Consider the following 24674-nt stretch of genomic DNA (forward strand, 5'->3'; position numbering starts at 1 on the left):
CTGTTAACCAATCGTAAACCGGCGACCGCTAGCCATTAACCATCTTTGAAGAGGTGGAGACATGGTGGCACGCGCCTACACGGTGGCATTTCAGGGCGTCGACGCGCGCGAGGTCGAGGTGCAATGCGCCATGACCCCGGGCCTGCCCGCATTCTCCATCGTCGGCCTGCCGGACAAAGCGGTGTCCGAAGCCCGCGACCGCGTGCGTGCTGCACTGACGGCTATGTCCATTGCGCTGCCCTCCAAACGCATCACAATCAATCTGTCGCCCGCCGACCTGCCCAAGGAAGGCTCGCATTTCGACCTGCCCATTGCCCTGTCACTGCTCGCGGCCCTTGGCATCCTGCCCGAAGACACGGTTGAGGGTACGGTGGCTCTAGGGGAACTCTCCCTCGACGGCACGCTCGTGCCCGTGCTGGGCGCGCTGCCCGCCGCCATGGCCGCTGCAGAACAGGATCGCGGCCTCTTATGCCCTGCGGGGTCTGGCGCCGAAGCGGCATGGGTAGACGCAACTAAGGTCATAGCAGCCGCATCGCTGGGCGACGTGGTGCGCCACTATACCGGCCAGGTGCCGCTGGAACCCGCCAAGGCGGGCCAAATCGCCAGCGGCACCGGTCTGCCCGACCTGCGCGACGTCAAGGGACAGGAACGCGCCAAGCGCGCGATGGAAGTGGCCGCCGCCGGACGGCATCACTTCCTGATGGTCGGCACACCGGGTTCGGGCAAATCCATGCTCGCTGCTCGCCTGCCCGGCATCCTGCCGCCCCTCTCGGCGATGGAAGCGCTTGAAACCTCAATGATCCATTCGCTCGCCGGGCTCCTGGACGCGGGCGGCATCTCCATGGACCGCCCGTTTCGCGAGCCACACCACACAGCCTCCATGGCCGCGATCATCGGCGGCGGGCGCGGGGCCAAACCGGGCGAGGTGTCGCTGGCCCATAACGGTGTGCTCTTCATGGACGAGTTCCCGGAATTCCCCCGCACCGTCCTCGAAACCCTCCGCCAACCCATCGAGACGGGCGAGGTCATGGTCGCCCGCGCCAACAACCACGTGAAATACCCCTGCCGCTTCATGCTGGTGGCAGCAGCCAACCCCTGCAAATGCGGCTACCTGTCGGACGCGTCCCGCGCCTGCGGCCGGGCGCCTGCCTGCGGCGATGACTACATGGGGCGCATCTCGGGTCCTCTCATGGACAGGTTCGACCTGCGGGTGGATGTCCCACCCGTGACCTATTCCGACCTCGACTTGCCCGCCTCGGGCGACAGCTCCGCCACGGTCGCTGCAAGGGTCGACGCAGCACGCAAGGTGCAAGCGGCACGACTCGACGGCACGGGTATGCGCAGCAACGCGGACCTGACGGGCGGCGCGCTCGACGACTTCGCGGCCCCTGATGAGGAAGGACGGACGCTATTGACCAAGGTTGCAGACCGGTTTGGCCTGTCCGCGCGCGGTTACCACCGAGTTCTGCGGGTGGCGCGCACGATTGCAGACCTCGACGGGTCGGATGCCGTGCGCAAACCCCACGTCGCCGAAGCGGTCAGCTACCGGGTCGGAGCGCTCGCAACAGTCTGAGCCTTGATCCACGCAGCCAGTGCGTTCAACGTCGCCCGCGCCTCTGGCAAGGTATTGTGAAAAATGGGCCAGACATGCGGCAGGTCACGTTCCTCGACATAGGTGACATCCACACCCTGCTCCCCCATCTTCCGGGCCACGCGGCGGCTGTCATCGCGCAGTATCTCGGTGTCGCCAGCGGTGATCCAGACCGGCGGCGCGCCCGTGAAATCTACAAAAAGAGGGCTTGCACGCGGATCAGTCGGGTCACTGCCCCCCAGATACATGCGCGCCATCTCATCGGCGCGCTCGGCGGGCAGCGCAACATCCGCACGGGCATTGTCATGAAAACTGTCACCGGAAAATGTCAGATCCGTCAGCGGCGAAAGTCCAAAAACAGCCTCGGGCAGCGGTGCACCTTCGGCGATGAGGCTGCCCAGCAAGGCAAGTGTCAGGCCACCCCCGGCACTATCACCGCCAATGATCAGGGAACCACTTTCGGCCCGGCACGCCTCGTAGACCGCTCGCGCATGTTCAAGAGCCGCAGGGAACGGGTGTTCCGGTGCCAGAGGATAGGACGGCAGAACAGCCTGCGCGCCCGCGCGCGAGGCCAGAGCAGCCACCATCGCTTCATGTGTGCGCGGCGAACCAAACACATACCCACCTCCATGAAAGTAAAGAATGGTGAGGTCGCTCTGTCGTGCCCGCGGCCGGGTCCAAAGCACATCAGCCCCCGCCAACCGAGCCCATTCGGACCGCATCGACAACGGCGCATGAAAGAAAAGCCGGGCCTTGGCCTCGAAACTGCGGCGCAAGGCGTCCGGCCCCGACGCTGTCCTGAGATTCCGCTTCTCGGTCAGCCGCAAATACTGATTGAGAATGGGCCGCAGCAGGCTCACGCGATCTTGGCCTCGATCGCCTGCCAGATCTTTTCAGCGATGTTCACGCCGTCAAAGCGCTCCAGCTCCTGAATACCGGTGGGGGAGGTGAAGTTGATCTCGGTCAGATAGTCGCCAATCACGTCGATCCCGACGAAAACTTGGCCTTTCTCCTTGAGCAATGGGCCAATGGCGTCGCAAATCTCGCGGTCACGGGCGGTCAGGCCGATCTTCTCTGGTCGGCCACCTACATGCATGTTCGACCGGGTCTCGCCCTCGGCGGGCACCCGGTTGATGGCGCCCACCGGCTCTCCATCCACCAGGATCACGCGCTTGTCGCCGTTCGACACGTCAGGCAGGAATTTCTGCACAATCAACGGCTCGCGACTGAAGCCGGTGAAGAGTTCGTGCAACGACGTCAGGTTCCGGTCATTGGCATCCAGACGAAACACGCCAGCACCGCCATTGCCATAGAGCGGCTTCAGGATGACATCGCCGTGCCGCGCCTTGAACGCCTTGATGGTATCGAGATCGCGGGCAATGGTCGTGGGCGGGGTCAGGTCAGGGAAATCCAGGACCAGCAGCTTTTCCGGATAGTTCCGCACCCAGAACGGATCGTTGACGACCAGAGCATCGCCCCTGAGACGGTCCAGAAGATGGGTCGACGTGATGTAGTGCATGTCAAAGGGCGGATCCTGGCGCAGCCAAACAACGTCGAACTCGGCCAGATCAACTTCGCGCATTTCCCCCAACTGCGCGTGCTCGCCCTGCACGCGCTGAACGGTGAAGTCGTGGCCACGCGCGGTAACGCGACCCTCCTGATAGGCGAGGTGATCCGGGGAATAGAAAAACAGGCTGTGCCCGCGCGCCTGCGCTTCCTCGGCCAGGCGGAAACTGCTGTCCGCGTTGATATCCACCGCCCCGATCGGGTCCATCTGAAAGGCAATCTTCATGGCACACCTCTGCTGTCGTCCGCACCTTTGATGGCGCAGAGCGGCAGGGCGTGCAATGGCAAGGAGATGTGCAGGGATGCAGAGCGCGCTGCGCGGCAGTCAAATGCAGCCGGCGAACGCATTCTCAAGAATGTTCAACCCACCGGCCTGATCGACAAGCGCCACATCAAAACGGACGTCTGTGAGCGACCCGTTCGGCAGCGTTGCAAGATATTCATCGGCAGTCGCATAAAGGCGGGACACCTGTGCCGGCGTCAGGTGCGCGGCAGCGGATTCAAAAGACTTGCTGGCCTTGACCTCCACCATGACGACCCCGAGGCATGTCGAAAACACCAGATCAATTTCGCCGCGACGCCCCCGCCAGCGTTCGGCAAGCAGTTCGTATCCAGCCGCAAGATACGCACGAACCACAATCTCTTCGGCCGCCAGACCGGCCAGATAGGCCATGCGTCCACGCGCGGCGCGCGCCGCAACCGGATGTGCATGATCAAAACACCGTTCGTGTCGTGCCATCAGTCTGACTCATCATTCCGTTTCATATCGCGCGATATGTCCAAAGCGCGCTGGTACACGCGCCGCCGTGGCAAGTCCAAACTTTCGGCCACGAAAGACGCTGCATCCTTGACTGTCATATCGGTCAGCGCGGAGTGTAGCGCCTGATCAATGTCTTTTTCATTAACAACCCGCATGTCCGCGCGCCCGATCAAGACAACGATTTCCCCCTTGGGTGTGTCATGAGTGTAGACGTCGGCCAATTCTCCGAGCGTTCCGCGCCGTACGTCTTCGAACCGCTTCGTCAGCTCCCGACAGACCGCAGCCTGCCTGTCAGCGCCCAACCGTTCCGCGGCATCCGCCAGCAGCGCCCCCACACGTTTGGGCGATTCGTACAGCACCAAAGTCCCGGCGATGCCCCCCAGATCATCCAGTGCCCGCTGCCGCGCGCTGCGCGACGCGGGCAGGAAGCCGCCAAAATGGAAGGCATCGGTCGGCAATCCCCCGAGCACCAATGCCGTCACCACGGCCGACGGACCCGGCGCGCATGTGACCGAAACGCCTGCGTCGCGCGCCGCCCGTCCCAACTCGAAACCCGGGTCGGCGATCAGCGGCATCCCGGCTTCTGACGCATAGGCCACGCTCTGCTCCGCTGCACGCGCCACGAGCCGCGCCACCTGTGTCTCCTTGGAATGTTCGTGCAGGGCCTCGATCCGGCGCCCTTCCAACGGAATGCCGTGAATGTCCATCAGCTTGCGCAAACTGCGCGTGTCCTCGGCGGCCAGAACGTCGGCAGAGGCCAGCACATCAAGCGCGCGCAAGGTAATATCGCGCGCGGTTCCAATAGGCACTCCGACAAACCAGATCCCCGGGCGCAGCGTCGTCTTGACATGATTCAAAGCTGGACCCGCCTAACCTTACCTCTATTATCCGCCCAAAACGACGGGCGGGCCAATGTCATGCCCTGTAAAGCTGGGAGTGACAATTCATGTTTGCGTTTTTCAAATCGCTGCGCAAGTCGGTGCGGCGGGCGGTATTGCCCGTTGCGGCGCTCGCGCTTGCGGCCTGTGATCCGGCTGCCATCGGCGGCATCACGGCAGGCGGGCCACGCATCGACACGACCCAACCGGTGCCCGTGGCATTGCTGGTGCCGCGCGGGTCTGGACAGGCCAGTGACGAACTTCTGGCCAACAACCTTGAAAACGCAGCACGCCTCGCGATGCGGGACCTGCAAGGGGTGGAGATCGACCTGCGGGTGTACGGCACTGCAGGCAATGCCCAGACAGCCGCCTCGCAAGCAGCCCAAGCCGTCAACGATGGTGCCCAGATCATCCTCGGCCCACTCTATGCAGAGGCCGCAAACGCCGCTGGCGTGGCGGTTGCCCCCCAGAACGTGAACGTGCTGGCATTCTCCAACAACACGACCATCGCGGGTGGCAACGTGTTTGTGCTGGGCGCAACCTTCAACAACACCGCCGATCGCCTGGTCAGCTACGCCGCGCGGCAGGGCAAGGACCGGATCGTGGTGGTCCACGCGCAGGACGTGGCCGGCCAGCTTGGGCGCAATGCCATCCAGCAGGCCGCGTCGCGCAGCGGCGCCACCGTGACCGGCACTGTCGACTACCCCCTGTCTCAACAGGGGCTGATCGCAGCCGTTCCGCGGGTCAAGGCGGCGGTGGACAATGCCGGTGCAAACGCCGTGTTCATGACGGCTGCGCCAGCGGGCGGCCTGCCGCTCCTATCACAGTTGCTGCCAGAAACCGGTGTCGATCCGGCAGCGACGCAGTTCATCGGCATGACGCGCTGGGACATCCCTCGCCAAACGCTGGACCTGCCGGGCATCCAGGGCGGGTGGTTCGCCCTGCCTGATCCGAACAGGGCCGGCGCGTTCCGCTCGCAATACGAAGCTGCCTATGGTGGCGCACCGCACCCCCTGGCCGGGCTGGCCTTTGATGGAATTGCCGCCATCGGCGCGCTGGCAGCCCAAGGCAACTCGGGCGCCCTGACAGGCGCCGCTCTGACGCAGGGGTCGGGCTTCCAAGGGGCATCGGGTATCTTCCGCCTGCGCCAGGACGGCACCAATGAACGCGGCCTTGCCGTTGCAACTGTACGGGGCAACCAGGTGGTGGTGATCGACCCGGCACCACGCGGCTTTGGCGGCGCAGGGTTCTGACCCAGCCACGCCCCTGAACGGAGAACACATTGAGCGACACCGCCCTTCAGGCACCCAACATGCCTGACATGCACCTCATCTGCGCCGCCACCGAGATCTTCGATGGCGGCGCTTTCGATGATCTGCTCGCAACGAACCCGGATCGGGCTGCGGTTGTGGCCCACCTGAGAGCCGCCCAAAAAGCGGGGCGCGAGGCCATTGCCACCGCCTTTCGCGCCGAGCCCTTTGCCGCAAGGCCGACAACACAGGCCTACACCTACCTGACCGACTGTCTGGTCCATGCCGCCCTGCAGACCGCACAAACGCTCATGCACCCAAACCCGACACCCACGAACAGCGAACGGCTCGCCGTGCTTGCGGTGGGCGGTTATGGACGGGGTGAAATGGCGCCCGCATCGGATGTCGATCTGCTGTTTCTGACACCCTACAAGATCACGCCCTGGGCCGAGAGCGTCATTGAAACGACCCTCTACATCCTCTGGGACCTCAAGCTGAAAGTGGGTCATTCCAGCCGCACAGTCCGCGATTGCCTCCGGCTCGGGGCCGAGGATTTCACGATCCGCACCGCCATGCTGGAGCACCGCTTCCTCTTCGGCGATGCGGCACTTGCCGCCGAACTCGACAGCAAACTGCGCACCGACCTCTTCGAAGGCAGCGAACGCGACTTCATCGAAGCCAAACTGGCCGAACGCGACGCGCGCCATGTACGCCAAGGCCAACGCTATGTCGTCGAACCCAACGTAAAAGAGGGCAAAGGCGGCCTGCGCGACCTGCAATCGCTGTTCTGGATCGGCAAGTACATCCACAAGGTTCAGGATGCGGCAGAACTCGTGCCCCTGGGCCTGTTCACGGACGAGGAATTCGACGCCTTCGTCGCGGCCGAAGATTTCCTCTGGGCCACCCGCTGCCACTTGCACCTGATCTCTGGCCGGGCGACGGAACAACTGACCTTCGACATGCAGGTCGCCGTGGCCGAAGCCATGGGATACGAGGACAAGGCAGGCCGCCGCGCGGTCGAGCTGTTCATGCAGGACTACTTCCTGCACGCCACCGAAGTGGGCGACCTGACCCGCATCTTCCTGACCAAGCTGGAGGCCGACCACCTCAAGGCCGAACCCCTGCTCGACCGTCTGTTCAAGCGCAAGCCGCGGGCAAAGGCAGGCTACCAGGTCATCAACAACCGGCTCGCCATCGACGACGATACCGAATTCCTCTCGAACAAACTGAACCTCCTGCGCATCTTCGAGGAAGCACTGCGCACAGGCATGTTGATCCACCCCGACGCCATGCGGCTGATCAAATCGCACCTCCACCTCGTCGACGATGACATGCGCAACGACCCCGAAGCGCAGCGCATTTTCCTCGACCTGCTCCTGAAACACGGCAACCCCGAACGGGCGCTGCGGCGGATGAACGAGCTGGGGATGCTCGCTGCCTTCATCCCTGAATTCGAACCCATCGTCGCGATGATGCAGTTCAACATGTACCACTCCTACACGGTGGACGAACATATCATCCAATGCATCGCCCAGCTTGCGATGATCGAACGCGACGAATTGGAAGAAGACCTGCCCGTCGCCTCCTCGATCCTCAAGGAAGGCGTGAACCGCAAGGTGCTCTATGTCGCGCTCCTCCTGCACGACATCGGCAAGGGACGGCCCGAGGATCACTCGATCCTCGGCGCGCAGATGGTGCGCAAGATCGCCCCGCGGCTGGGGCTGAAACAGGACGAGGTCGACACGGTCGAATGGCTGGTGCGCTATCACCTCCTGATGTCCGACATGGCCCAGAAACGCGACATCGCCGACCCGCGCACCGTCCGCGACTTTGCCAAGGCTGTGCAGACGGTCAAACGGCTCGACCTGCTCTGCGTGCTCACGGTCTGCGACATCCGCGGCGTCGGCCCCACCACCTGGAACAACTGGAAAGCCGTGCTGATCCGCGCGCTCTATCGGCAGACGCGCCGCGCGCTTGAGGATGGGATGGAGGCGCTCACCCGCGACAACCGTGGGGCAGAGGCGAAAAAAGCGCTGCGCGCCGAACTGGCCGATTGGGCCCGCAAGGACCTGCAAACCGAGGTTGCACGTCACTACGACGCCTATTGGCAGGGACTGCATGTCACGGCTCACGTCGTTTTTGCCAAACTGCTCAAGGACATTGGCGAGAATGAAATCGTCATGGACCTGCACCCGGACGAAGACCGCGATGCCACGCGTGCCTGCTTTGTGATGCCCGACCACCCGGGCATCTTCGCCCGGCTCACCGGCGCGCTGGCTTTGGTCGGCGCCAACGTGGTCGACGCTCGCAGCTACACCACGTCCGACGGCTTCGTGACCGATGCGTTCTGGATCCAGGACGCCGACGGCAACCCCTACGACGCCGCCCGCCTGCCCCGCCTGCGCAAGATGATCGAACGGACCCTCGCAGGCGAAGTCGTCACCCGCGAGGCGATCAAGGACCGCGACAAGGTCAAGAAGCGTGAAAAGGCGTTCAAGGTCCCGACCCACATCACCTTCGACAACGAAGGGTCCGACATCTACACGATCATCGAGGTCGACACCCGCGACCGCCCCGGCCTGCTGCACGACCTGACACGCACACTTGCGGCGTCCAACGTCTACATCGCCAACGCGGTCATCGCGACCTATGGCGAACAGGTGGTGGATACGTTCTACGTCAAGGACATGTTCGGCCTCAAATACTACTCCGAGTCCAAGCAAAAGACGCTGGAAAAGAAACTGCGCGCTGCCATCACCGAAGGGGCGGAACGGGCCGCAACCTGAAGTCGTCCCTTACAGCCCCCAAGTTGTAAATCGCGCCCGGATCAAGATTTTTCTACCTCCAACGCTACACAAGGGCTAGCGTGACGATGTTGACAACGATCAACATCTTGGGGGGACAAGGAATTATGAATCACGCGGATATCGGCTGGGTCATGGTGGCCACAGCCATGGTTTTCTTTATGTCATTGCCGGGGCTGATCCTGTTTTACGGCGGGATGGTGCGGGCCAGAAACGTCATCAGCCTGATGGTGCAGTGCTACGCGGTCGCCTGCATGATGGCGCTCTTGTGGTTTGTGCTGGGCTACTCCATCGCATTCGGCGATGGCAACGCTTTCTGGGGCGGCCTGGGCAAAGTGGCGCTGCTGGACGTCACGCTGGGCTCAATGGTCGGGACATTGCCTGAAACGCTGTTCTTCGCCTTTCAGATGACCTTTGCCATCATCACACCGGTAATCATCCTGGGGGCCTGCGCGGAACGCACGAAATTCGGCTTCATCCTGCTGTTTTCATCGCTGTGGATGCTGCTGGTCTACGCCCCCGTGGCCCATTGGGTCTGGGGCGGAGGATTCCTGAGCGATGGGGGGCTTTTCGGCGAAACGGGCGTGCGCGACTTTGCAGGCGGGCTTGTGGTGCACGAAACCGCAGGCATTTCGGCCCTGATGCTGACCATCGTGATCGGGCGGCGCGCGGTCAGCGACTACCGCCCGCACAATCCCGGCATGGTCATGGTGGGCGCCTCGATCCTCTGGTTCGGCTGGCTGGGCTTCAACGGTGGTTCACAACTGGCCGCCGATGCAGGGGCGGCACGGGCCGTGACCGTCACCATCCTCGCCGGGGCCACCGCGTCCGTCACATGGATCGGGTGGGAATACGTCAAGACGGGCAAGATCACCCTCGTCGGCATGGTCACAGGCACCCTCGCGGGGCTTGCAGCGGTCACACCCGCATCCGGCTTCGTCAGCCCGCTCTACGGCATCCTGATCGGCATCGTGGCAGGTATCATGTGCCAGGAAACGGTCTACATCCTGCGCGACAAGACCGGCATCGACGACGCACTTGATGTCTTTGCCGTGCACGGCGCCGGAGGCATCTTCGGCTCGGTCATGATGGCCGCACTCGGCACGGCCTCATGGACGGCGCAACTGGGCGGCATCGCCATCATCGCCGGGTACACCGCCGTGGCGACACTGATCCTGATCTTCTTCTGCAAGGGCGTGATCGGCATCCGCGTCTCGCCAGAGATCGAGGCACAGGGGCTGGATCAGCCGGTCCACGGCCAACGCGGCTACGAACTGGCCTCGTAGTGCAACACCCCCGGACCGTTTTCAGAGACGGTCCGGGGCAATTATCTCAGGTGATCACATCAGGGCCGTCGCGCCCGGTTCGCACCTTGATCTCGGCCAGCGCATCGGCAGCAGCAATGATGCCAGCCAGCGCCTCTTGCGGGTCCTTGCCGAGCGCACCCGCATCCGTCTCCAACTGCTCAAGGTAGACGCGCAACGTGGCCCCATCCGTGCCTGTCCCCGACAACCGGAACACGACACGCCCGCCCCCCTCGAAATAGATGCGAATGCCCTGCCCCGAAGATGTCGAGCCATCCACCGGATCGTCATAGGAAAACTCATCCGCCCCCGACACGGTGAGGTCTCCAACCGTGTGCCCGGCCAAATCGCCCAGACGCGCCCGCAGATTGGCGATCAGATCATTCGCGGCACCGGAATCCACCGCCTCATAGTCATGGCGCGAATAGTAGTTCCGCCCATAGGTCGCCCAATGATCCGCCATCAACTCGGACACGGACTTGCCCGTCTTGGCCAAAATGTTCAGCCACAACAGCACGGCCCACAAACCATCCTTCTCCCGCACATGGTTCGACCCGGTGCCGGCACTTTCCTCACCGCACAGCGTCACCGTCCCGGCATCCAGCAAGTTGCCAAAAAACTTCCACCCCGTCGGCGTCTCGAAAGAGGCCATACCCTTCGCCTCGGCCACCCGGTCGGCGGCGGCAGAGGTCGGCATCGACCGCGCAACACCCGCCAGACCACCGGCATAGCCCGGCGCCAGATCAGCCTTGTCCGCCAGCAGCGCCAGACTGTCCGACGGGCTGACGTAACAATGCGCGCCCACAATCATGTTGCGGTCACCATCGCCATCAGACGCAGCCCCAAAATCCGGCGCATCGTCCGCATACATGATATCCATCAGCGCCTTGGCCCAGACCGGGTTCGGGTCCGGATGCCCACCGCCAAAATCCGGGCTCGGCGCCCCGTTCATCACCGTACCCGCAGGCGCACCCAACCGGTTCTCCAAAATCTCATGGGCATAAGGCCCGGTGACAGCGTGCATGGCGTCAAAGCACATCCGGAACCCGCCCGTGAACAGCGCCGAAATGGCGCCGAAATCAAACAGCTCCCCCATCAACTCGGCATAGTCGGCAACAGGATCGACAATCTCGATCTGCATATCGCCCAAGCTGCTCTCACCCAGCACACCCAGATCGACCTCACCACCATCCAGAATGCGGTAGCTGTCGATCTCCTGCGTCCGGGCAAAGATCTTCTCCGTCACACCCTCCGTCGCAGGCCCCCCATTGGGCCCGTTGTACTTGAGCCCGAAATCCGCGTTCGGCCCGCCGGGATTGTGACTGGCCGACAGGATCAAGCCCCCATCAGCCTTCCACTTGCGGATCAGGTGCGAGGCGGCAGGGGTCGACAACAACCCACCCTGCCCAACGATGCACTTGGCCGCCCCATTGGCCGCCGCCATGCGCAGGATCGTCCCGATGGCGACATCGTTGAAATACCGCCCGTCACCGCCCACAACGAGCGTCTTGCCCTCAACCCCGCCAATGCCATCAAAAATGGCCTGCGTATAGTTCTCAAGATACCCCGACTCCATGAACACGGCGGTCTTCTTGCGCAGCCCGCTGGTGCCAGGCTTCTGCCCCTCAATCGGCGTGGTCTGAACGGTTTGAACACTCATGCTTCAATCTCTCTGTTTTGAAAATCAGCTTCGCCCTCGGACATCCCGTCCACAGGGCACAATTCCAACGCCACGACACTGTTGGGCGCAACAGACACGGCGCCCGGGCGCGCAGCCTCCGCCACCTGACCCGAGGTATCGATGACACGTTTCCAACGATGGCCGGGCAAGGTTTCGGGCAAGGTCGCAACGGTCTTCTCACCCGCATTGAACAGCAGGTAGATCGCGCCCAGCCGCGGCTCATAGGCGGGCGTACCACGCGCCATGCGCATCTCGACGCCCAGGAATTTCAACTCGGACCGCTGCCAATCCTCGTCCAGCATCGCAGTGCCATCCGCCTTGCGCCAGAACACATCCGGCTTGCCATCGACCGCCCGCTTGCCCGCGTGCAGGAACCGCTTCTGCCGCAGGATCGGGCTCGACTTGCGGAAGGCAATAATCTGACGACAGAAGGCGAGGAAATCCGGGTCCGCCTCGTCCCAATTGACCCAGCCGATTTCATTATCCTGACAATAGGCATTGTTATTGCCCATCTGCGAGTTGCCCAGCTCATCGCCCGCCAAAATCATCGGCGTGCCCTGGCTCAGCATCAGCGTCGCCAGCATGTTCCGCCGCCGCTGCGCCCGCAGCGCCATGACCGCCGGATCATCCGTCGGCCCCTCGACACCGCAATTGTCCGAACAATTGTGGTCATGGCCATCGCGATTGTCCTCGCCATTGGCCGCATTGTGCTTCTCGTTGTAGCTGACCGTATCCATCAGCGTGAACCCGTCATGGGCAGTGATGAAGTTCAGGGACGAGGTCGCAGGCCGCCCATCATGGTCAAAGCGCAGGGCACTGCCGGTCACATTCCCCGCCAGTTTCCGGATCATGCAGGCATCGCCACGCCAGAACCGGCGCACCGTATCGCGATACTTGTCATTCCATTCAGTAAAGGGCGACGGAAACGCCCCCAGCTGATAGCCGCCGGGCCCCACATCCCAAGGCTCCGCAATCATCTTCACCTTGTTCAGCACCGGGTCCTGCCGAATGGCCCGGCAAAACGGCCCGTCCCGGTCAAAGCCACCGGATGTGCGGGCCAGACTCGACGCCAGGTCGAAGCGGAAGCCGTCCACATGCATGACCTCGACCCAATAGCGCAGCGAGTCCATCACCATGCGCAGCACAAAGGGGTGATCCAGATCCAGCGTGTTCCCGCAGCCAGTGTCATCGACATAGTAACGCCGATCATCCGCCAGCCGGTAGTAACTCGCGTTGTCGAAGCCACGGAAACTCAGGGTCGGCCCGCGCTGATCGCCTTCGGCCGTGTGGTTGTAAACCACATCCATGATCACCTCGATCCCGGCAGAATGGAACCGCGCCACCATCTGCTGGAACTCGGAAATATCGTGGTTGCTCAGATACTTCGGCTCGGGCGCAAAGAACCCATAGGTCATGTAGCCCCAGTAGTTGCTCAGCCCCTTGTCGACCAGAAACCGGTCATCGACGGCGGCCTGCGCAGGCAACAGCTCAATGGCCGTCACGCCCAGATCGGTCAGGTGCTCCAGCATCTGATCCGACGCCATGCCGAGGAACTTGCCCGCATGCGGCACATCCTTGCGCTGCGCCGTCAACCCTTTGACATGCGCCTCATAAATCACGGTGTCAGACCACGGCGTCTCCAGCCGCACCTGCTCGTTTCGCCCCCAGGTAAAGGCCGGATCGACGACAACCGAGCGCGGCATGTAATCCGCACTGTCACGGGTGTCGAAGCTCAGATCCTTGTCCGCATGACCAATCTCATAGCCATAAAGCGCGTCATGCCACTGCACATGACCAGTCAACCGCTTGGAATAGGGATCCATCAGCAGCTTGTACGGATTGAACCGATGCCCCTCGCGCGGGGCATAGGGCCCATGCACCCGGTAGCCATATTGCTGCCCCGGACGCAGGCCCGCGATATAGCCGTGCCAGATATGCCCCTCACGCTCGGCCAGATCGACAAGGTACACCTCGCGCCCCTGCTCATCGCACAGGCACAGCACCACGCGGGTCGCGTGTTGGGAAAACACGGCAAAGTTCACGCCCTCGCCGTCGAACGTGGCGCCCAGAGGATGCGGGCGGCCTGCGCTCAGTTGGAATGGTGTCATTCAGCAGCCTTCACCAGGTCGTCATACAGCGCAGCATAGGCCGCAGCCGACGGCGCCCACCCCACGGGCTGCGCCATCGCGTTTCGCTGCATCTTTGACCACAGCTTGGGCGCGGCGAAAAGGTCACAAAGCTGGATCAGCGCGTTTGAGAGCGCATCCGCCGTCACAGGATGAAATTGCAAGCCGGTCGCGACGCCCTTTGCCATAGTGGCAGGCGTGGCCGGAATGACGGTATCGGCCAGCCCCCCGGTCAACGCGACGACGGGCAAGGTGCCATAGCGCAGGCCGTAAAGTTGGGTCAGCCCGCACGGCTCGAACCGCGACGGCACAAGGATCGCATCACCCCCGGCCATCATCCGATGCGACAACGCCTCGTCATACCCGATACGAACCGCCACGCCGGGATGCGCGTGGCTGGCAAAGGCCCCCTCAAGCGCCGGATCACCAGATCCAAGCAGCGCCAATTGCCCACCACGATCCAAGAGCGCAGGCAAAGCATCCAGAAGCAGGTCCAGTCCCTTCTGCTCGGTCAACCGCGACACCACCACACAAAGCGGCCCATCGGCCTCGGGCAGTCCAAACTCGGCCCGCAGAGCCGCCTTGTTCGCCGCCTTCCCCTTCGGAGCCTTGTACGTCTGGATGTGGTCGTCCACCTCTGGCGACCAGACATCCAGATCAATACCGTTCAGAATGCCGTACAAGTCCGCCTTGCGCATCTGCAACACGCCATCCAGACCCATGCCGAACTCCGGCGTCATCAACTCGCGGGCATAGGTGGGCGACACGGTGGTCAACCGGTCCGCCCAAACGAGCCCCGCTTTCAACGCCGAAATCTGCCCCCAATATTCCACGCCCTCGCGGGTCAGGTCCGCCTTCGCAATGCCCAGGTCCTTGGCCGCATCCATCTGCACCAGCCCCTGAAAGGCGATGTTATGCACGGTCAGCACGCTGGGCACGTCCACCCCATCGCGCTTCATGTAGTAAGGCACCAACCCCGCCTGCCAGTCATGGCAATGCACCAGATCAGGGCGCCATGTGCCCAGCGCCCCCGCCGCAACATCCGCAGCGACCCGGCACAGCGCCGCAAATCGCTCCGGGTTGTCCGGCCAATCCACGCCATCGTCGTTCAGGTAAATCCCCGCCACCCGGTCATACAAATGCGGCGCATCCAGCACGAACAGATCAAGCCCGCCAGCCGCCCCCGACAACAGCCGCGCATCCCCGCCAAAAAGGCCGGTGAACTCCGCGGCGGTCTCAGCGCCCTCCAACGCTTCCATCACCGCAGGATACCCGGGCAGCAACGTCCGCATCTCGACACCCAAAGGCGCCAGCGCCCCGGGCAGAGCGCCCACCACATCCGCAAGGCCCCCGGTCTTCACCAGCGGCGCACACTCGGACGCGACGGACAGCACACGTATCATTGCGCGGCCTGCCAGGCGTCAATCATCTCCTTGGTGATCAGGGTCGTCCCCTTCTCGCTCACACGGAAAAACTTGGCATCCTCCACCGGGTCCTCGCCCACCACCAGCCCGGTCGGTATTTCCACGCCCCGATCAATCACGCATTTGCGCAGCCGGGCGGAGCGGTTGATGACCACGTTCGGCAGCACCACGGAATGATCCAGCACGGCGTAAGAATTGGTATGCACCTGCGTGAACAGCAGCGAATTGCGCACCTCCGTCCCCGAGATGATGCACCCGCCCGACACCATCGACGAAATCGCAACCCCGCGCCGGTCCTTCTCATCATGGATGAACTTCGCAGGCGGCGCGCTCTCGGAATAGGTCCAGATCGGCCACTGCTGATCCCACAAATCCAGTTCTGGGGTGAAGTCAGTCAGATCAATGTTGGCTTCCCAAAAGGCATCCAGCGTCCCCACATCGCGCCAATAACTCGGCGCGCCGTCCGCCCGCACGCAAGAGTCATCAAACCGATGCGCCACAGCCTTCCCGTTCTTCACAATCTCGGGGATCAGGTCGTGGCCAAAGTCATGGCTCGAATTCGGGTCCTCGGCATCCTTGATCAGCAACTCGCGCAGGAACTTCCAGCTGAAGACGTAAATCCCCATCGACGCCAACGCCTTGGTCGCATCCTCCGGCGTGCCGGGTGGATCAGCAGGCTTTTCCAGAAATGACGTGATGCGGCTTGTCTCATCCACCGCCATCACACCAAAGGCACTCGCCTCCTCGCGCGGCACGGTCAGGCAGCCCACGGTCACATCCGCCCCCTGCTCCACATGCTGGCGCAGCATCACCTCGTAATCCATCTTGTAGATGTGATCGCCCGCCAGAATGACTATATATTCAATGTCATAGCTGTCGACGATGTCGATGTTTTGGGTCACCGCATCGGCCGTCCCCCGATACCACATCTCCTCGGACACCCGCTGCGACGCGGGCAGAATATCCAGAAACTCGTTCCGCTCTGCGCGAAAGAAACTCCACCCCCGCTGGCAGTGGCGGATCAACGAATGCGCCTTGTACTGGGTCGCCAGCGCCATGCGCCGGATGCCTGAGTTCACCGCATTGGACAGAGCAAAATCCACGATCCGCGTCTTGCCACCAAAGAACACCGCCGGTTTCACCCGCCGGTTGGTCAACTCCTTCAGGCGCGACCCGCGCCCGCCCGCCAGCACAAAGGCCATCGACCGCTGCGACAGCCGTGTCGTGTCCACCATATCCTCTCCTCCCTATTCTTCATGTCGGAGCATCACCGTCGCCAAAGGCGGCACGGTAATGTCCAAAAATTGCGGCAACCCGTCCCACTCCCCCTCCTGAGAGTGAACGGCGCCCCCATTGCCCCGGTTCCCACCGCCATAAACGGCAGCATCACTGTTCAGAACCTCGGCCCATGCCCCTGCAACGGGCACACCAATGCGCCACTGACGCTCCACCGGCGTGAAGTTGCAGATGACGACGACAGGCGCATCGCCCTCCTCACCCATCCGCACAAACGCGGTCAGCGAGTGCTCCGGATCATTGGCAATCCATTGAAAACCCGACGGATCACAATCCCGCCGATGCAATGCAGGCGTGTCGCGATAGACATGGTTCAGGTCACGCACCCAAGCCTGCAGCCCCTTCTGCTGATCCCCATGCAGCGCCTCCCAATCCAAGGCCGCATCATGGTTCCACTCAGCCCACTGCCCAAACTCGCAGCCCATGAACAACAGCTTCTTGCCCGGATGCCCCCACATGAACCCATAGTAGGCGCGCAGGTTGGCGAACTTCTCCCACTCGTCGCCCGGCATCTTGGCGATCATCGACCCCTTGCCGTGCACCACTTCGTCATGGCTGATCGGCAGCACGAAGTTTTCCGAGAACGAATAGTCGATCGGGAAAGTCATCAGATGATGATCGTACTGCCGGTGAATGGGGTCCTTTTCGATGTACCGCAGGGTGTCGTTCATCCACCCCATGTTCCACTTGTACCCGAAGCCCAAGCCACCCGCGTCCACCGGCGTCGACACACCAGGAAAGGCGGTGCTTTCCTCGGCCACGGTCATGATCCCCTCCACCTCGCCATAGCAGACGGTGTTCATCTCTTTCAGGAAATCAATCGCCTCGTAATTCTCGCGCCCGCCATCCTTGTTCGGCACCCACTCGCCATCGGCGCGCGAGTAATCGCGGTAGAGCATCGACGCCACCGCATCCACGCGCAGCCCGTCAATATGGTATTCCTTGAACCAATAGAGCGCGTTGGCCGTCAGGTGGTTCTTCACCTCGCGCCGCCCGTAATTGTAGATCAGGGTGTTCCAGTCCTGATGGAACCCCTCGCGCGGATCGGCGTGCTCATACAGATGCGTGCCATCAAACTGCGCCAGCCCGTGGGCATCCGACGGAAAATGCCCCGGCACCCAGTCGAGGATGACCCCCAACCCCGCCTTGTGCGCCGCCTCGACCAGATCGCGAAACTCGTGCGGCGGACCAAAGCGGATTGTGGGCGCATAAAGACCAAGCGGCTGATAGCCCCAAGACCCGTCAAAGGGAAACTCGCTGATCGGCAGGAATTCCAGATGGGTGAAGCCCATCCATTTGGCATAGTCCACCAGCTCGGTCGCCAATTCGCGGTAGCTCAGCCGCCGCCCATCTGCGGTATGCCGCCAAGACCCCAGATGCACCTCGTAAATAGAAATCGGCTTGTCCCGGCTCTGCGCCGCACCCCGCGATGCCATCCACCCTGCATCGTCCCAGCCATAGCCCGAAATGTCCCGCACGACCGATGATGTCTCGGGCGGATGCTGCGCCCCAAACCCCACCGGATCAGCCTTCAGAAACGGCGCGCCATGCCTCGGCGCAATCTCGTATTTGTAAAGATCACCCTCTCCCAGACCCGGCAGGAATATCTCCCAAACGCCCGTCTCGCCCACCCGGCGCATCGAATGCCGCCGCCCGTCCCAGACGTTGAAGTCCCCAACGACAGACACACGCACAGCATTCGGCGCCCAGACCGCAAAATGCACGCCTGCGACACCGTCGATGTCCATCACATGCGCGCCCAGCGCCTGCCACAACTGCCGGTGCGAACCCTCACCAATCAGGTACTGGTCCACATCCGTCAGCACCGGACCAAAGCGATAGGGATCGTCAAAAGACCATTCGGCCCCGTCCGCAAAACGCGCCTTCAAAGAATGCGCAAACTTCGAATTGGGCACCTGCCCGGCAAAGAGCGGCCCCTCAATCCGGTCCAGCGGCACCGACTTGCGGCCCGCGACGGCCACAACCTCCACCGCATCCGGCACCAGCGCCACGCACCACGCCGCGCGGCCCGTCTTGTGGACACCAAGTATGTCAAAGGGGCGGTCATGCCGCGCCTCCAGCAGCGCATCGACATCCCCTTGGGTCATATGGGGCGGCAGGGTCTTGGTCTCCGCCCCACTCATCAGGCGATGCGCCCGATCAAAAACCCGCTGCCACCAAGCGTCACCTGCGCGCCATCCACCTGCGCCGATTGATCCAGAACAGACGCCAGCGCATGGGGCAATTCCACGCTCACAGGCTCAGGCGACAGATTGTAAATGCAAATCATATTCTCTCCACGCATGAACCCTAGCACGGGTTCCGGCAGATCAAGAAACTCCGTCTTGCCGGCACGCAAGTCCTCAGACCCACGGCGCAGCGCCAGCATCTCGCGATAGAACGCCAGCACCGAGTTCTCCCCCTGCGCCGACACCGCCCGCGCCTGCTGCGGCTCCTTCACCGGCAGCCACGTCCGGTTGGCCTGTGAAAACCCACCATTCGGCGCATCCGCCTCCCACACCATCGGCGTCCGGCAGCCATCACGCCCCGTCTTCTCCGGCCAGAAGTTGATGCCCTCGGGATCGGTCAACTCATCAAAGCTCAGAACAGTATCGACCTGCCCCAGCTCCTCGCCCTGATAGATACAGATCGACCCCTCAAAGCTCAGCAACAACGCCGCCGCCTGCTTGGCCAAGGCATCCTGATCCACCCCATGCTCCAGCCAGCGCCCGACATGGCGCGGCACGTCATGGTTGGAAAACGCCCAGCACGGCCACCCCTCCGGCGCATCGCGAAAGAACGCCTCGATCCGCTCGCGGAAATGCTTGGGCGAGAAATCCGGCCCCAACATCTCGAAACTATAGGCCATGTGCAGACGATGGCCCGAGGTATATTGCCCCATGATATCAATAGCATGGTGGCTGTCGCCCACCTCACCCACCATGGTGCGCGCATCATACTCATCCAAAAGCGCGCGCAGCCGCTTCAGGAACACCAGGTTCTCCGGCCGGTTCTTCGAAAACAGCGTGTACTGCATCTCGAATGGACGGACAGCGTCCTGCGCCCAATCCGACGGGTTCGCCGCATTGTCGCGCAACAGGTCATCGTGGAAGTAGAAGTTCACAGTATCCAACCGGAACCCGTCTACCCCCCGCTCCAACCAGAAACGCACGCAATCCAGCAGATAGTCCTGCACCTCCGGGCTATGGAAATTCCAATCCGGCTGCTCCTTCAGAAAGTTGTGCATGTAGTACTGCCGCCGCCGCGAATCCCACGTCCACGCAGGCCCACCAAAGATCGACAGCCAGTTATTGGGCGGTGTCCCATCCGGCTTCGGATCAGCCCAGACAAACCAGTCGGCTTTCGGGTTGTCCCGGCTCGCCCGGCTCTCTGTGAACAACGCATGCTGGTCCGACGCATGGCTCAGCACCTGGTCGATGATCACCTTCAGGCCCAGATCATGCGCCTTCGCCACCATGGCATCAAACTCAGCGAGCGTCCCGAAACTCGGATCAATGTCCAGATAATCCGAAACATCATACCCCATGTCCGCCATAGGCGACGGAAACACCGGGCTCAGCCAGATCGCATCGACGCCCAGCGACGCCACATGCTCCAACCGGTCCATGATGCCCTTGATGTCGCCAATGCCATCCCCATCCGCGTCCATGAAGGACCGGGGATAGATCTGATAGGTCACCGACCCGCGCCACCAGTCCTGTCCATCTGCCATCGTCAAAACCCCTTGATCCAATGTTAGCACTAACACTCAAAGCGCTTTGATACGCAGCACACATCAATAACGCAAATGATTCACGCGACAGCGCCACGACCACCCAAACGAAAAAAGACCCCCGCCAAAAGCGGGGGTCCCGAAAGTGCTGAAATGAAATGCTGAAAAGGCTCAGGTCACGCCGCCATACGCGCGGCAAAGCTGTCGTAGTCAAAGGTCTGTGGGGCCATGTACGGCAGGTGCAGCACCAGCACGCCCGTCATGTCATAGAGGTCCGAGGTAATCACACTGTCGCCCGACACGGCGGCGGAAATGATGTTCGGCTCGGATGTCGGAAAGAACCAGATGACCCCGTCGCTCGCCTCGAACACGTCCATCACGACCACCTCGATCCCGACATGGCCCGCAGGCGGAGCATAGATGATCTTCTCCGTCTCCTTCCGCTCCTTTTCGACGACGGAATTGAACTCGGCCTGTGTGGTCACGGTCAGGCCAAAGGTCGTGCTGGCCTTGGCGGAAAACTCGCCCATCGCCGCACCCGCCTCATTGGTCTGGGTCACGCTGCTCACCGTTTCAAAGAACAGGCGCGTGCTGTCCATCTTGGCCACACGGCTGGAGACGGTGCGTTCGAATCTCTGGCCCTGCGGGATGACATTGGTCACGGCGAACACGCCGGTCTGAACCACGGACGATTCCTTGTAGTTCGAGATGTGGTACACGCGCAGCTTGAACAGCATGTGCCCCGCGTTCCCGCCAATGCCCAGTACGCGCACGTTCTTCAGGACGCGCTTGGGCCCTCGAAACGTACCACACTTGATGCTCCGGCCCAGGTTGGTCGTCAGTTCGACACCGCGGATCCGGTCTTCGTTCTTCTTGTCGTGATGGCTTTCATAGATGACGAGGTGGTTGATGTACTCGTCCTGCTGAAAGTTCAAAACGACGGTTTCGTCGCCCTGCACGTCGCCGTAATACGTGCCATTGATCCGAACGCCCTCCACCATATCGGCACCACGAAAGCCGATGGAGTTGATGTGCTCAATACCGAAATCCTCGCCGTGGTCTCCGCCGATGGCAACTGTCTGAATGGTCATTTGAAGTCTCCTTTTTGCGTAATCCGTTTCTGTCTTTCTCGGCACCGACACCGTGTCGGCCTTGCAAAAAGGTAACGATCGACCCTGCGGCTTTATTCGCGTCCTGCGGGAAAAGATTTACGGAAGAGGGCGCACAACGCAGTCAGCCCGAGGATTTGAACGGCGGGACGCTGCCGTCCGAAGGACCCTAACCGGCAGGATCTCGCAGGCAATCAGGCAGCCAATTGCTTTGACGCGGCGTCAAGATACCGTTTCCCAATCGTTAACTGATTTTTTTGGAGAAATTGATGACCGACAACAACATCATCGTCACCGGAACACGTCCGCAGGATCCCTGGATCCAAAGCATCTATCTCGATGACCTCTACGCCGTAGGCCAGTTCGACCTCAACGCGGCGCTGTTTGGCAACCCGATGCCGGGCTGGGGCCAGGGCACGGTCACGGACCCCTCCAGCGACCGGCCTGTCGTGCGCTCCGACCAACCCAAGGAAGCGTCCGAAGGTCAGGAAGACTTCGCCGAAGACGGCGATCCCTTCAACGATGGCGAAGCGCCCACGCTGCAAACCGTCGAAGCGTGGCTGGAGGCCGAAGCCGCAGCAGACCAGGACATGACCTACCTCGTCTCAAGCGATGTCAGCGACCCCGATGCCTACTCCGGCTGGTACACCACTGGCGACGGCGACACCTTCACCTTCTATTCCGATGGGGAGGGGGGCTACGGCCTGACGCCGGTCGCGCCAGAACCCTCCGGCGACACGGGCGCGGACCTCGGCCTCGGGGACGGCTTCCTGTTCTGATGTCCTGAACACCACGCAAGGGCCGGGCGCACGCTTGGCCCTTTTTGCATCCAGCAGACCATGGCGGCAAAGCGGACACGCTGAAAATCCGTTCTACGGGCAGCCATTGCGCGCGTCCGCACCACCCGCTACGCCATCTCCAATGAAACCGATCCGCCTTATCACCGGCTTTCTGACCGTCGGCGTCTGGACGCTGCTCAGCCGCATCCTTGGCTTCGTGCGCGAGGTGATGATCCTGTCGCTGATCGGCCCCGGCCCGGTGATGGACGCCTTTGTCGCGGCCTTCCGCCTGCCCAACATGTTCCGCCGCTTCTTTGCCGAAGGCGCGTTCAACGCTGCCTTCGTGCCGATGTTCTCGGCCAAACTCGAAGGAGACGAGGACGCGGCGCGTTTCGGACGCGATGCACTCAACGGGCTGGCGCTGGTCACCCTGATGCTGACCGCGCTCGCCATGATCTTCATGCCTGCGCTGGTCTGGGCCACCGCAGGCGGGTTCGGACAGGAACGCTTCGACCTCGCCGTGGGCTACGGTCGGATCGTGTTCCCCTACATCTTCTTCATGTCGCTCTCGGCCCTCTTCTCCGGCGTCCTCAACGCCACGGGCCGCTTTGCCGCCGCCGCCGCTGCGCCCGTCCTGCTCAACGTGTTGGTGATCACCGCCATGACCCTCGCCTGGGCGACCGGAGCCGAAGCAATCACGTGGCTGATCTGGACCATCCCCGTCGCAGGCGTCGCACAATTGGCCCTCACATGGGGTGCTGCGGCCCAAGCCGGTTTCGCCCTGAAACCCGCCCTGCCCCGCTGGACACCCGACATGTCGCAAATGGTACGCACCGCCGTACCCGCCGCCCTCGCCACCGGAGTCATGCAGATCAACCTCGTCGTCGGCCAGCTCGTGGCCTCCAACTACGACAACGCCGTCAGCTGGCTCTTTGCCGCCGACCGCCTCTATCAACTGCCGCTGGGTGTCGTAGGCATCGCCGTCGGCATCGTCCTGCTCCCCGACCTGTCGCGACGGCTGAAGGCTGAGGATATGGCAGGCGCCCGCAACGCCTATTCCCGCGCGACCGAGTTTTCCATGGCGCTCACCCTGCCCAGCGCCGTGGCGCTCATGGTGATCCCCCTGCCGCTCGTGTCAGTCCTGTTCCAGCGCGGCGCCACGGGTGTCGACGACGCCGCCGCCATCGCCACTGCCGTTGCGATCTACGGCGCGGGCTTGCCCGCCTTCGTCCTGCAAAAGGTGCTGCAACCGCAGTATTTCGCGCGCGGCGACACGAAAACGCCGTTCTACTACGCCCTCGTCGCCATGGTCATCAACGCCGCCGTGGCCATCGGCCTCTCCCCCATCCTCGGCTGGATCGCCCCCGCCATCGCAACCACCGCCGCAGGCTGGGCCATGCTCGGGCTCCTCTACATCGGTGTGCGCGGCATGGGTGACGTGGTCAAAACCGACGACCGCTACCGCAAGCGCCTGCCCCGCATCATCGCCGCCTCCATCGCCATGGGTGTCATCCTCGGCGCACTCGCCACCGTGCTCAAGCCCGCCCTCGGCACCGACGGGCTACGCTACCTCGCCCTTCTGGGTCTGATCGCAATCGGCGGCGCAGGCTATTTCGGTATCGCCCACGCCATCGGCGCCCTGCGCCTCTCGGACATCAAGGGGGCAGTCCGGCGCGGCTAGCGCTTGCGCAGGGTCGCCAGCACCCGCGTCCATCCACCGGGCATGACAAAGGCCGTCAACGCAAAGCCCGCGCAAAACCCAGACAGCTCCGCCACCCAGGCATAGCCCACCTGGAAAAACATCCCGAACAGCAGCTGCAACCCCATCAGCACCCCGATCAGGGTAAACGCCCGCGACTGCGGCCCCCCGGTCGCTGCCAACTTCTGCCACAGCAGAAAGGTAAAGACCCCGATCAGCCCGTAAACGCTCGGATACGCCCCATACAGCCACGCCTGATTGGTCACGAGCGCAAAGACCAGCGCCCCAAACACCCCGCACAGCACAAACAGCAGGATCACGGCCCAACCGCCCATCACCTCCGCCACCATCTTGCCCATCGCCAGCAGGATCACGCCCGCAAACAGGGTCGAGGTAAAGGCCCCATGCACGAACGGATAGGTCAGAAACCGCAGCATATGCTCCGGCAACAGCACCCCATTGCCCAGCATGAAATCAAAGGCTTCGCCGGAAAACGCATAGTCATTCAGCGCCTGCAACCGCCACCCCACGGCCCCCGGCCCGCCAATCAAATTCGCCTCCCCCAGCGAAAACGCCAGCTCCGGCAGCGCAATGGCGGCAAAGAGCAGCCACACCGCGGGCGGCAAAGGGTTCACGGGGCTCGGATCATACTGCTCTGACATGGGGCCTGCCTG

Annotated in this window: 18 protein-coding genes; 6 read left to right on the plus strand and 12 right to left on the minus strand. The window is 62.6% G+C overall.

The genetic code is table 11. The annotated features are described in order from the left end of the window. Window positions 1-61: 61 nt before the first annotated feature. On the plus strand, window positions 62-1573 hold the full coding sequence (locus KUV51_RS17680) for a YifB family Mg chelatase-like AAA ATPase (protein ID WP_222522763.1): 1512 nt from the start codon (window positions 62-64) through the stop codon (window positions 1571-1573). Here KUV51_RS17680 and KUV51_RS17685 read toward each other — a convergent pair. From KUV51_RS17685 to rsmI, 4 genes are all read right to left on the minus strand, one after another. Then, window positions 1543-2451, minus strand: coding sequence for an alpha/beta hydrolase (locus KUV51_RS17685; RefSeq protein ID WP_222522764.1), 909 nt, complete (start codon window positions 2449-2451; stop codon window positions 1543-1545). The genes KUV51_RS17680 and KUV51_RS17685 overlap by 31 nt on opposite strands. Then, window positions 2448-3383 carry a glutathione synthase gene (gene gshB, locus KUV51_RS17690; RefSeq protein ID WP_222522765.1) on the minus strand — a complete coding sequence of 312 codons (936 nt, stop codon included), beginning with the start codon at window positions 3381-3383 and terminating at the stop codon, window positions 2448-2450. Before gshB ends, KUV51_RS17685 begins: the two co-directional genes overlap by 4 nt. A 99-nt stretch (window positions 3384-3482) precedes the next feature. Continuing rightward, window positions 3483-3896, minus strand: a complete 414-nt coding sequence (locus tag KUV51_RS17695) for a YraN family protein (RefSeq protein WP_222522766.1) — start codon at window positions 3894-3896, stop codon at window positions 3483-3485. Continuing rightward, the gene (rsmI, locus tag KUV51_RS17700; RefSeq protein WP_222522767.1) at window positions 3896-4774 is read right to left on the minus strand and encodes a 16S rRNA (cytidine(1402)-2'-O)-methyltransferase; all 879 of its coding nucleotides are present in this window, start codon (window positions 4772-4774) and stop codon (window positions 3896-3898) included. Before rsmI ends, KUV51_RS17695 begins: the two co-directional genes overlap by 1 nt. Before the next feature lie 89 nt (window positions 4775-4863). On the opposite strand from rsmI, the gene KUV51_RS17705 reads away from it, so the two are divergent. The 3 genes from KUV51_RS17705 to KUV51_RS17715 all read left to right on the plus strand — a co-directional run bounded on the left by KUV51_RS17705 (window position 4864) and on the right by KUV51_RS17715 (window position 10135). After that, a complete protein-coding gene (locus tag KUV51_RS17705) occupies window positions 4864-6048 on the plus strand; it encodes a penicillin-binding protein activator (RefSeq protein WP_222522768.1) in 1185 nt (394 codons plus the stop codon). 59 nt (window positions 6049-6107) lie between these two features. Further along, window positions 6108-8831 carry a [protein-PII] uridylyltransferase gene (locus tag KUV51_RS17710; protein ID WP_222522824.1) on the plus strand — a complete coding sequence of 908 codons (2724 nt, stop codon included), beginning with the start codon at window positions 6108-6110 and terminating at the stop codon, window positions 8829-8831. Between the two features lie 125 nt (window positions 8832-8956). Next, window positions 8957-10135 carry an ammonium transporter gene (locus KUV51_RS17715; protein ID WP_222522769.1) on the plus strand — a complete coding sequence of 393 codons (1179 nt, stop codon included), beginning with the start codon at window positions 8957-8959 and terminating at the stop codon, window positions 10133-10135. Window positions 10136-10181: 46 nt separating this feature from the next. On the opposite strand, the gene KUV51_RS17720 is transcribed toward KUV51_RS17715, so the two are convergent. The 7 genes from KUV51_RS17720 to KUV51_RS17750 form a co-directional block, all read right to left on the minus strand. Beyond that, window positions 10182-11813, minus strand: a complete 1632-nt coding sequence (locus KUV51_RS17720) for an alpha-D-glucose phosphate-specific phosphoglucomutase (protein WP_222522770.1) — start codon at window positions 11811-11813, stop codon at window positions 10182-10184. After that, window positions 11810-13942, minus strand: coding sequence for a glycogen debranching protein GlgX (gene glgX, locus KUV51_RS17725; RefSeq protein WP_222522771.1), 2133 nt, complete (start codon window positions 13940-13942; stop codon window positions 11810-11812). The genes KUV51_RS17720 and glgX overlap by 4 nt, the downstream gene beginning before the upstream one ends. Further along, the gene (gene glgA / locus KUV51_RS17730) at window positions 13939-15363 is read right to left on the minus strand and encodes a glycogen synthase GlgA (RefSeq protein ID WP_222522772.1); all 1425 of its coding nucleotides are present in this window, start codon (window positions 15361-15363) and stop codon (window positions 13939-13941) included. Before glgA ends, glgX begins: the two co-directional genes overlap by 4 nt. Further along, the gene (gene glgC, locus KUV51_RS17735) at window positions 15360-16619 is read right to left on the minus strand and encodes a glucose-1-phosphate adenylyltransferase (protein ID WP_222522773.1); all 1260 of its coding nucleotides are present in this window, start codon (window positions 16617-16619) and stop codon (window positions 15360-15362) included. The genes glgA and glgC overlap by 4 nt, the downstream gene beginning before the upstream one ends. Before the next feature lie 12 nt (window positions 16620-16631). Further along, window positions 16632-18824: a 1,4-alpha-glucan branching protein GlgB gene (gene glgB, locus KUV51_RS17740; protein WP_261385893.1), complete on the minus strand. Its 2193-nt coding sequence runs from the start codon at window positions 18822-18824 to the stop codon at window positions 16632-16634. After that, the gene (locus tag KUV51_RS17745; RefSeq protein ID WP_222522774.1) at window positions 18824-20413 is read right to left on the minus strand and encodes an alpha-glucosidase; all 1590 of its coding nucleotides are present in this window, start codon (window positions 20411-20413) and stop codon (window positions 18824-18826) included. The genes glgB and KUV51_RS17745 overlap by 1 nt, the downstream gene beginning before the upstream one ends. Window positions 20414-20589: 176 nt before the next feature. Beyond that, the gene (locus KUV51_RS17750; RefSeq protein WP_222522775.1) at window positions 20590-21504 is read right to left on the minus strand and encodes a jacalin-like lectin; all 915 of its coding nucleotides are present in this window, start codon (window positions 21502-21504) and stop codon (window positions 20590-20592) included. A gap of 287 nt (window positions 21505-21791) precedes the next feature. On the opposite strand from KUV51_RS17750, the gene KUV51_RS17755 reads away from it, so the two are divergent. Continuing rightward, window positions 21792-22301, plus strand: a complete 510-nt coding sequence (locus KUV51_RS17755; RefSeq protein ID WP_222522776.1) for a hypothetical protein — start codon at window positions 21792-21794, stop codon at window positions 22299-22301. A 142-nt stretch (window positions 22302-22443) separates the two neighbouring features. Then, window positions 22444-23982: a murein biosynthesis integral membrane protein MurJ gene (murJ, locus tag KUV51_RS17760; protein ID WP_222522777.1), complete on the plus strand. Its 1539-nt coding sequence runs from the start codon at window positions 22444-22446 to the stop codon at window positions 23980-23982. Here the strand turns inward: murJ and KUV51_RS17765 are convergent. Next, window positions 23979-24662, minus strand: a complete 684-nt coding sequence (locus KUV51_RS17765; protein WP_222522778.1) for a rhomboid family intramembrane serine protease — start codon at window positions 24660-24662, stop codon at window positions 23979-23981. The genes murJ and KUV51_RS17765 overlap by 4 nt on opposite strands. Between the last annotated feature and the right edge of the window lie 12 nt (window positions 24663-24674).

The organism is Tateyamaria omphalii (assembly GCF_019802125.1).
GTDB classification, from domain to species: Bacteria; Pseudomonadota; Alphaproteobacteria; order Rhodobacterales; family Rhodobacteraceae; genus Tateyamaria; species Tateyamaria omphalii_B.

What these genes read in the sequence shown, in the direction of transcription:
- murJ (WP_222522777.1), top strand. Translation starts at nt 22,444, where the DNA reads ATGAAACCGATCCGCCTTATCACCGGCTTTCTGACCGTCGGCGTCTGG.
- KUV51_RS17720 (WP_222522770.1), bottom strand. Translation starts at nt 11,813, where the DNA reads ATGAGTGTTCAAACCGTTCAGACCACGCCGATTGAGGGGCAGAAGCCT.
- gshB (WP_222522765.1), bottom strand. Translation starts at nt 3,383, where the DNA reads ATGAAGATTGCCTTTCAGATGGACCCGATCGGGGCGGTGGATATCAAC.
- glgB (WP_261385893.1), bottom strand. Translation starts at nt 18,824, where the DNA reads ATGAGTGGGGCGGAGACCAAGACCCTGCCGCCCCATATGACCCAAGGG.
- KUV51_RS17715 (WP_222522769.1), top strand. Translation starts at nt 8,957, where the DNA reads ATGAATCACGCGGATATCGGCTGGGTCATGGTGGCCACAGCCATGGTT.
- KUV51_RS17705 (WP_222522768.1), top strand. Translation starts at nt 4,864, where the DNA reads ATGTTTGCGTTTTTCAAATCGCTGCGCAAGTCGGTGCGGCGGGCGGTA.
- KUV51_RS17765 (WP_222522778.1), bottom strand. Translation starts at nt 24,662, where the DNA reads ATGTCAGAGCAGTATGATCCGAGCCCCGTGAACCCTTTGCCGCCCGCG.
- KUV51_RS17750 (WP_222522775.1), bottom strand. Translation starts at nt 21,504, where the DNA reads ATGACCATTCAGACAGTTGCCATCGGCGGAGACCACGGCGAGGATTTC.
- KUV51_RS17695 (WP_222522766.1), bottom strand. Translation starts at nt 3,896, where the DNA reads ATGGCACGACACGAACGGTGTTTTGATCATGCACATCCGGTTGCGGCG.
- glgX (WP_222522771.1), bottom strand. Translation starts at nt 13,942, where the DNA reads ATGACACCATTCCAACTGAGCGCAGGCCGCCCGCATCCTCTGGGCGCC.
- KUV51_RS17710 (WP_222522824.1), top strand. Translation starts at nt 6,108, where the DNA reads ATGCCTGACATGCACCTCATCTGCGCCGCCACCGAGATCTTCGATGGC.
- KUV51_RS17755 (WP_222522776.1), top strand. Translation starts at nt 21,792, where the DNA reads ATGACCGACAACAACATCATCGTCACCGGAACACGTCCGCAGGATCCC.
- glgC (WP_222522773.1), bottom strand. Translation starts at nt 16,619, where the DNA reads ATGGTGGACACGACACGGCTGTCGCAGCGGTCGATGGCCTTTGTGCTG.
- KUV51_RS17745 (WP_222522774.1), bottom strand. Translation starts at nt 20,413, where the DNA reads ATGGCAGATGGACAGGACTGGTGGCGCGGGTCGGTGACCTATCAGATC.
- glgA (WP_222522772.1), bottom strand. Translation starts at nt 15,363, where the DNA reads ATGATACGTGTGCTGTCCGTCGCGTCCGAGTGTGCGCCGCTGGTGAAG.
- KUV51_RS17680 (WP_222522763.1), top strand. Translation starts at nt 62, where the DNA reads ATGGTGGCACGCGCCTACACGGTGGCATTTCAGGGCGTCGACGCGCGC.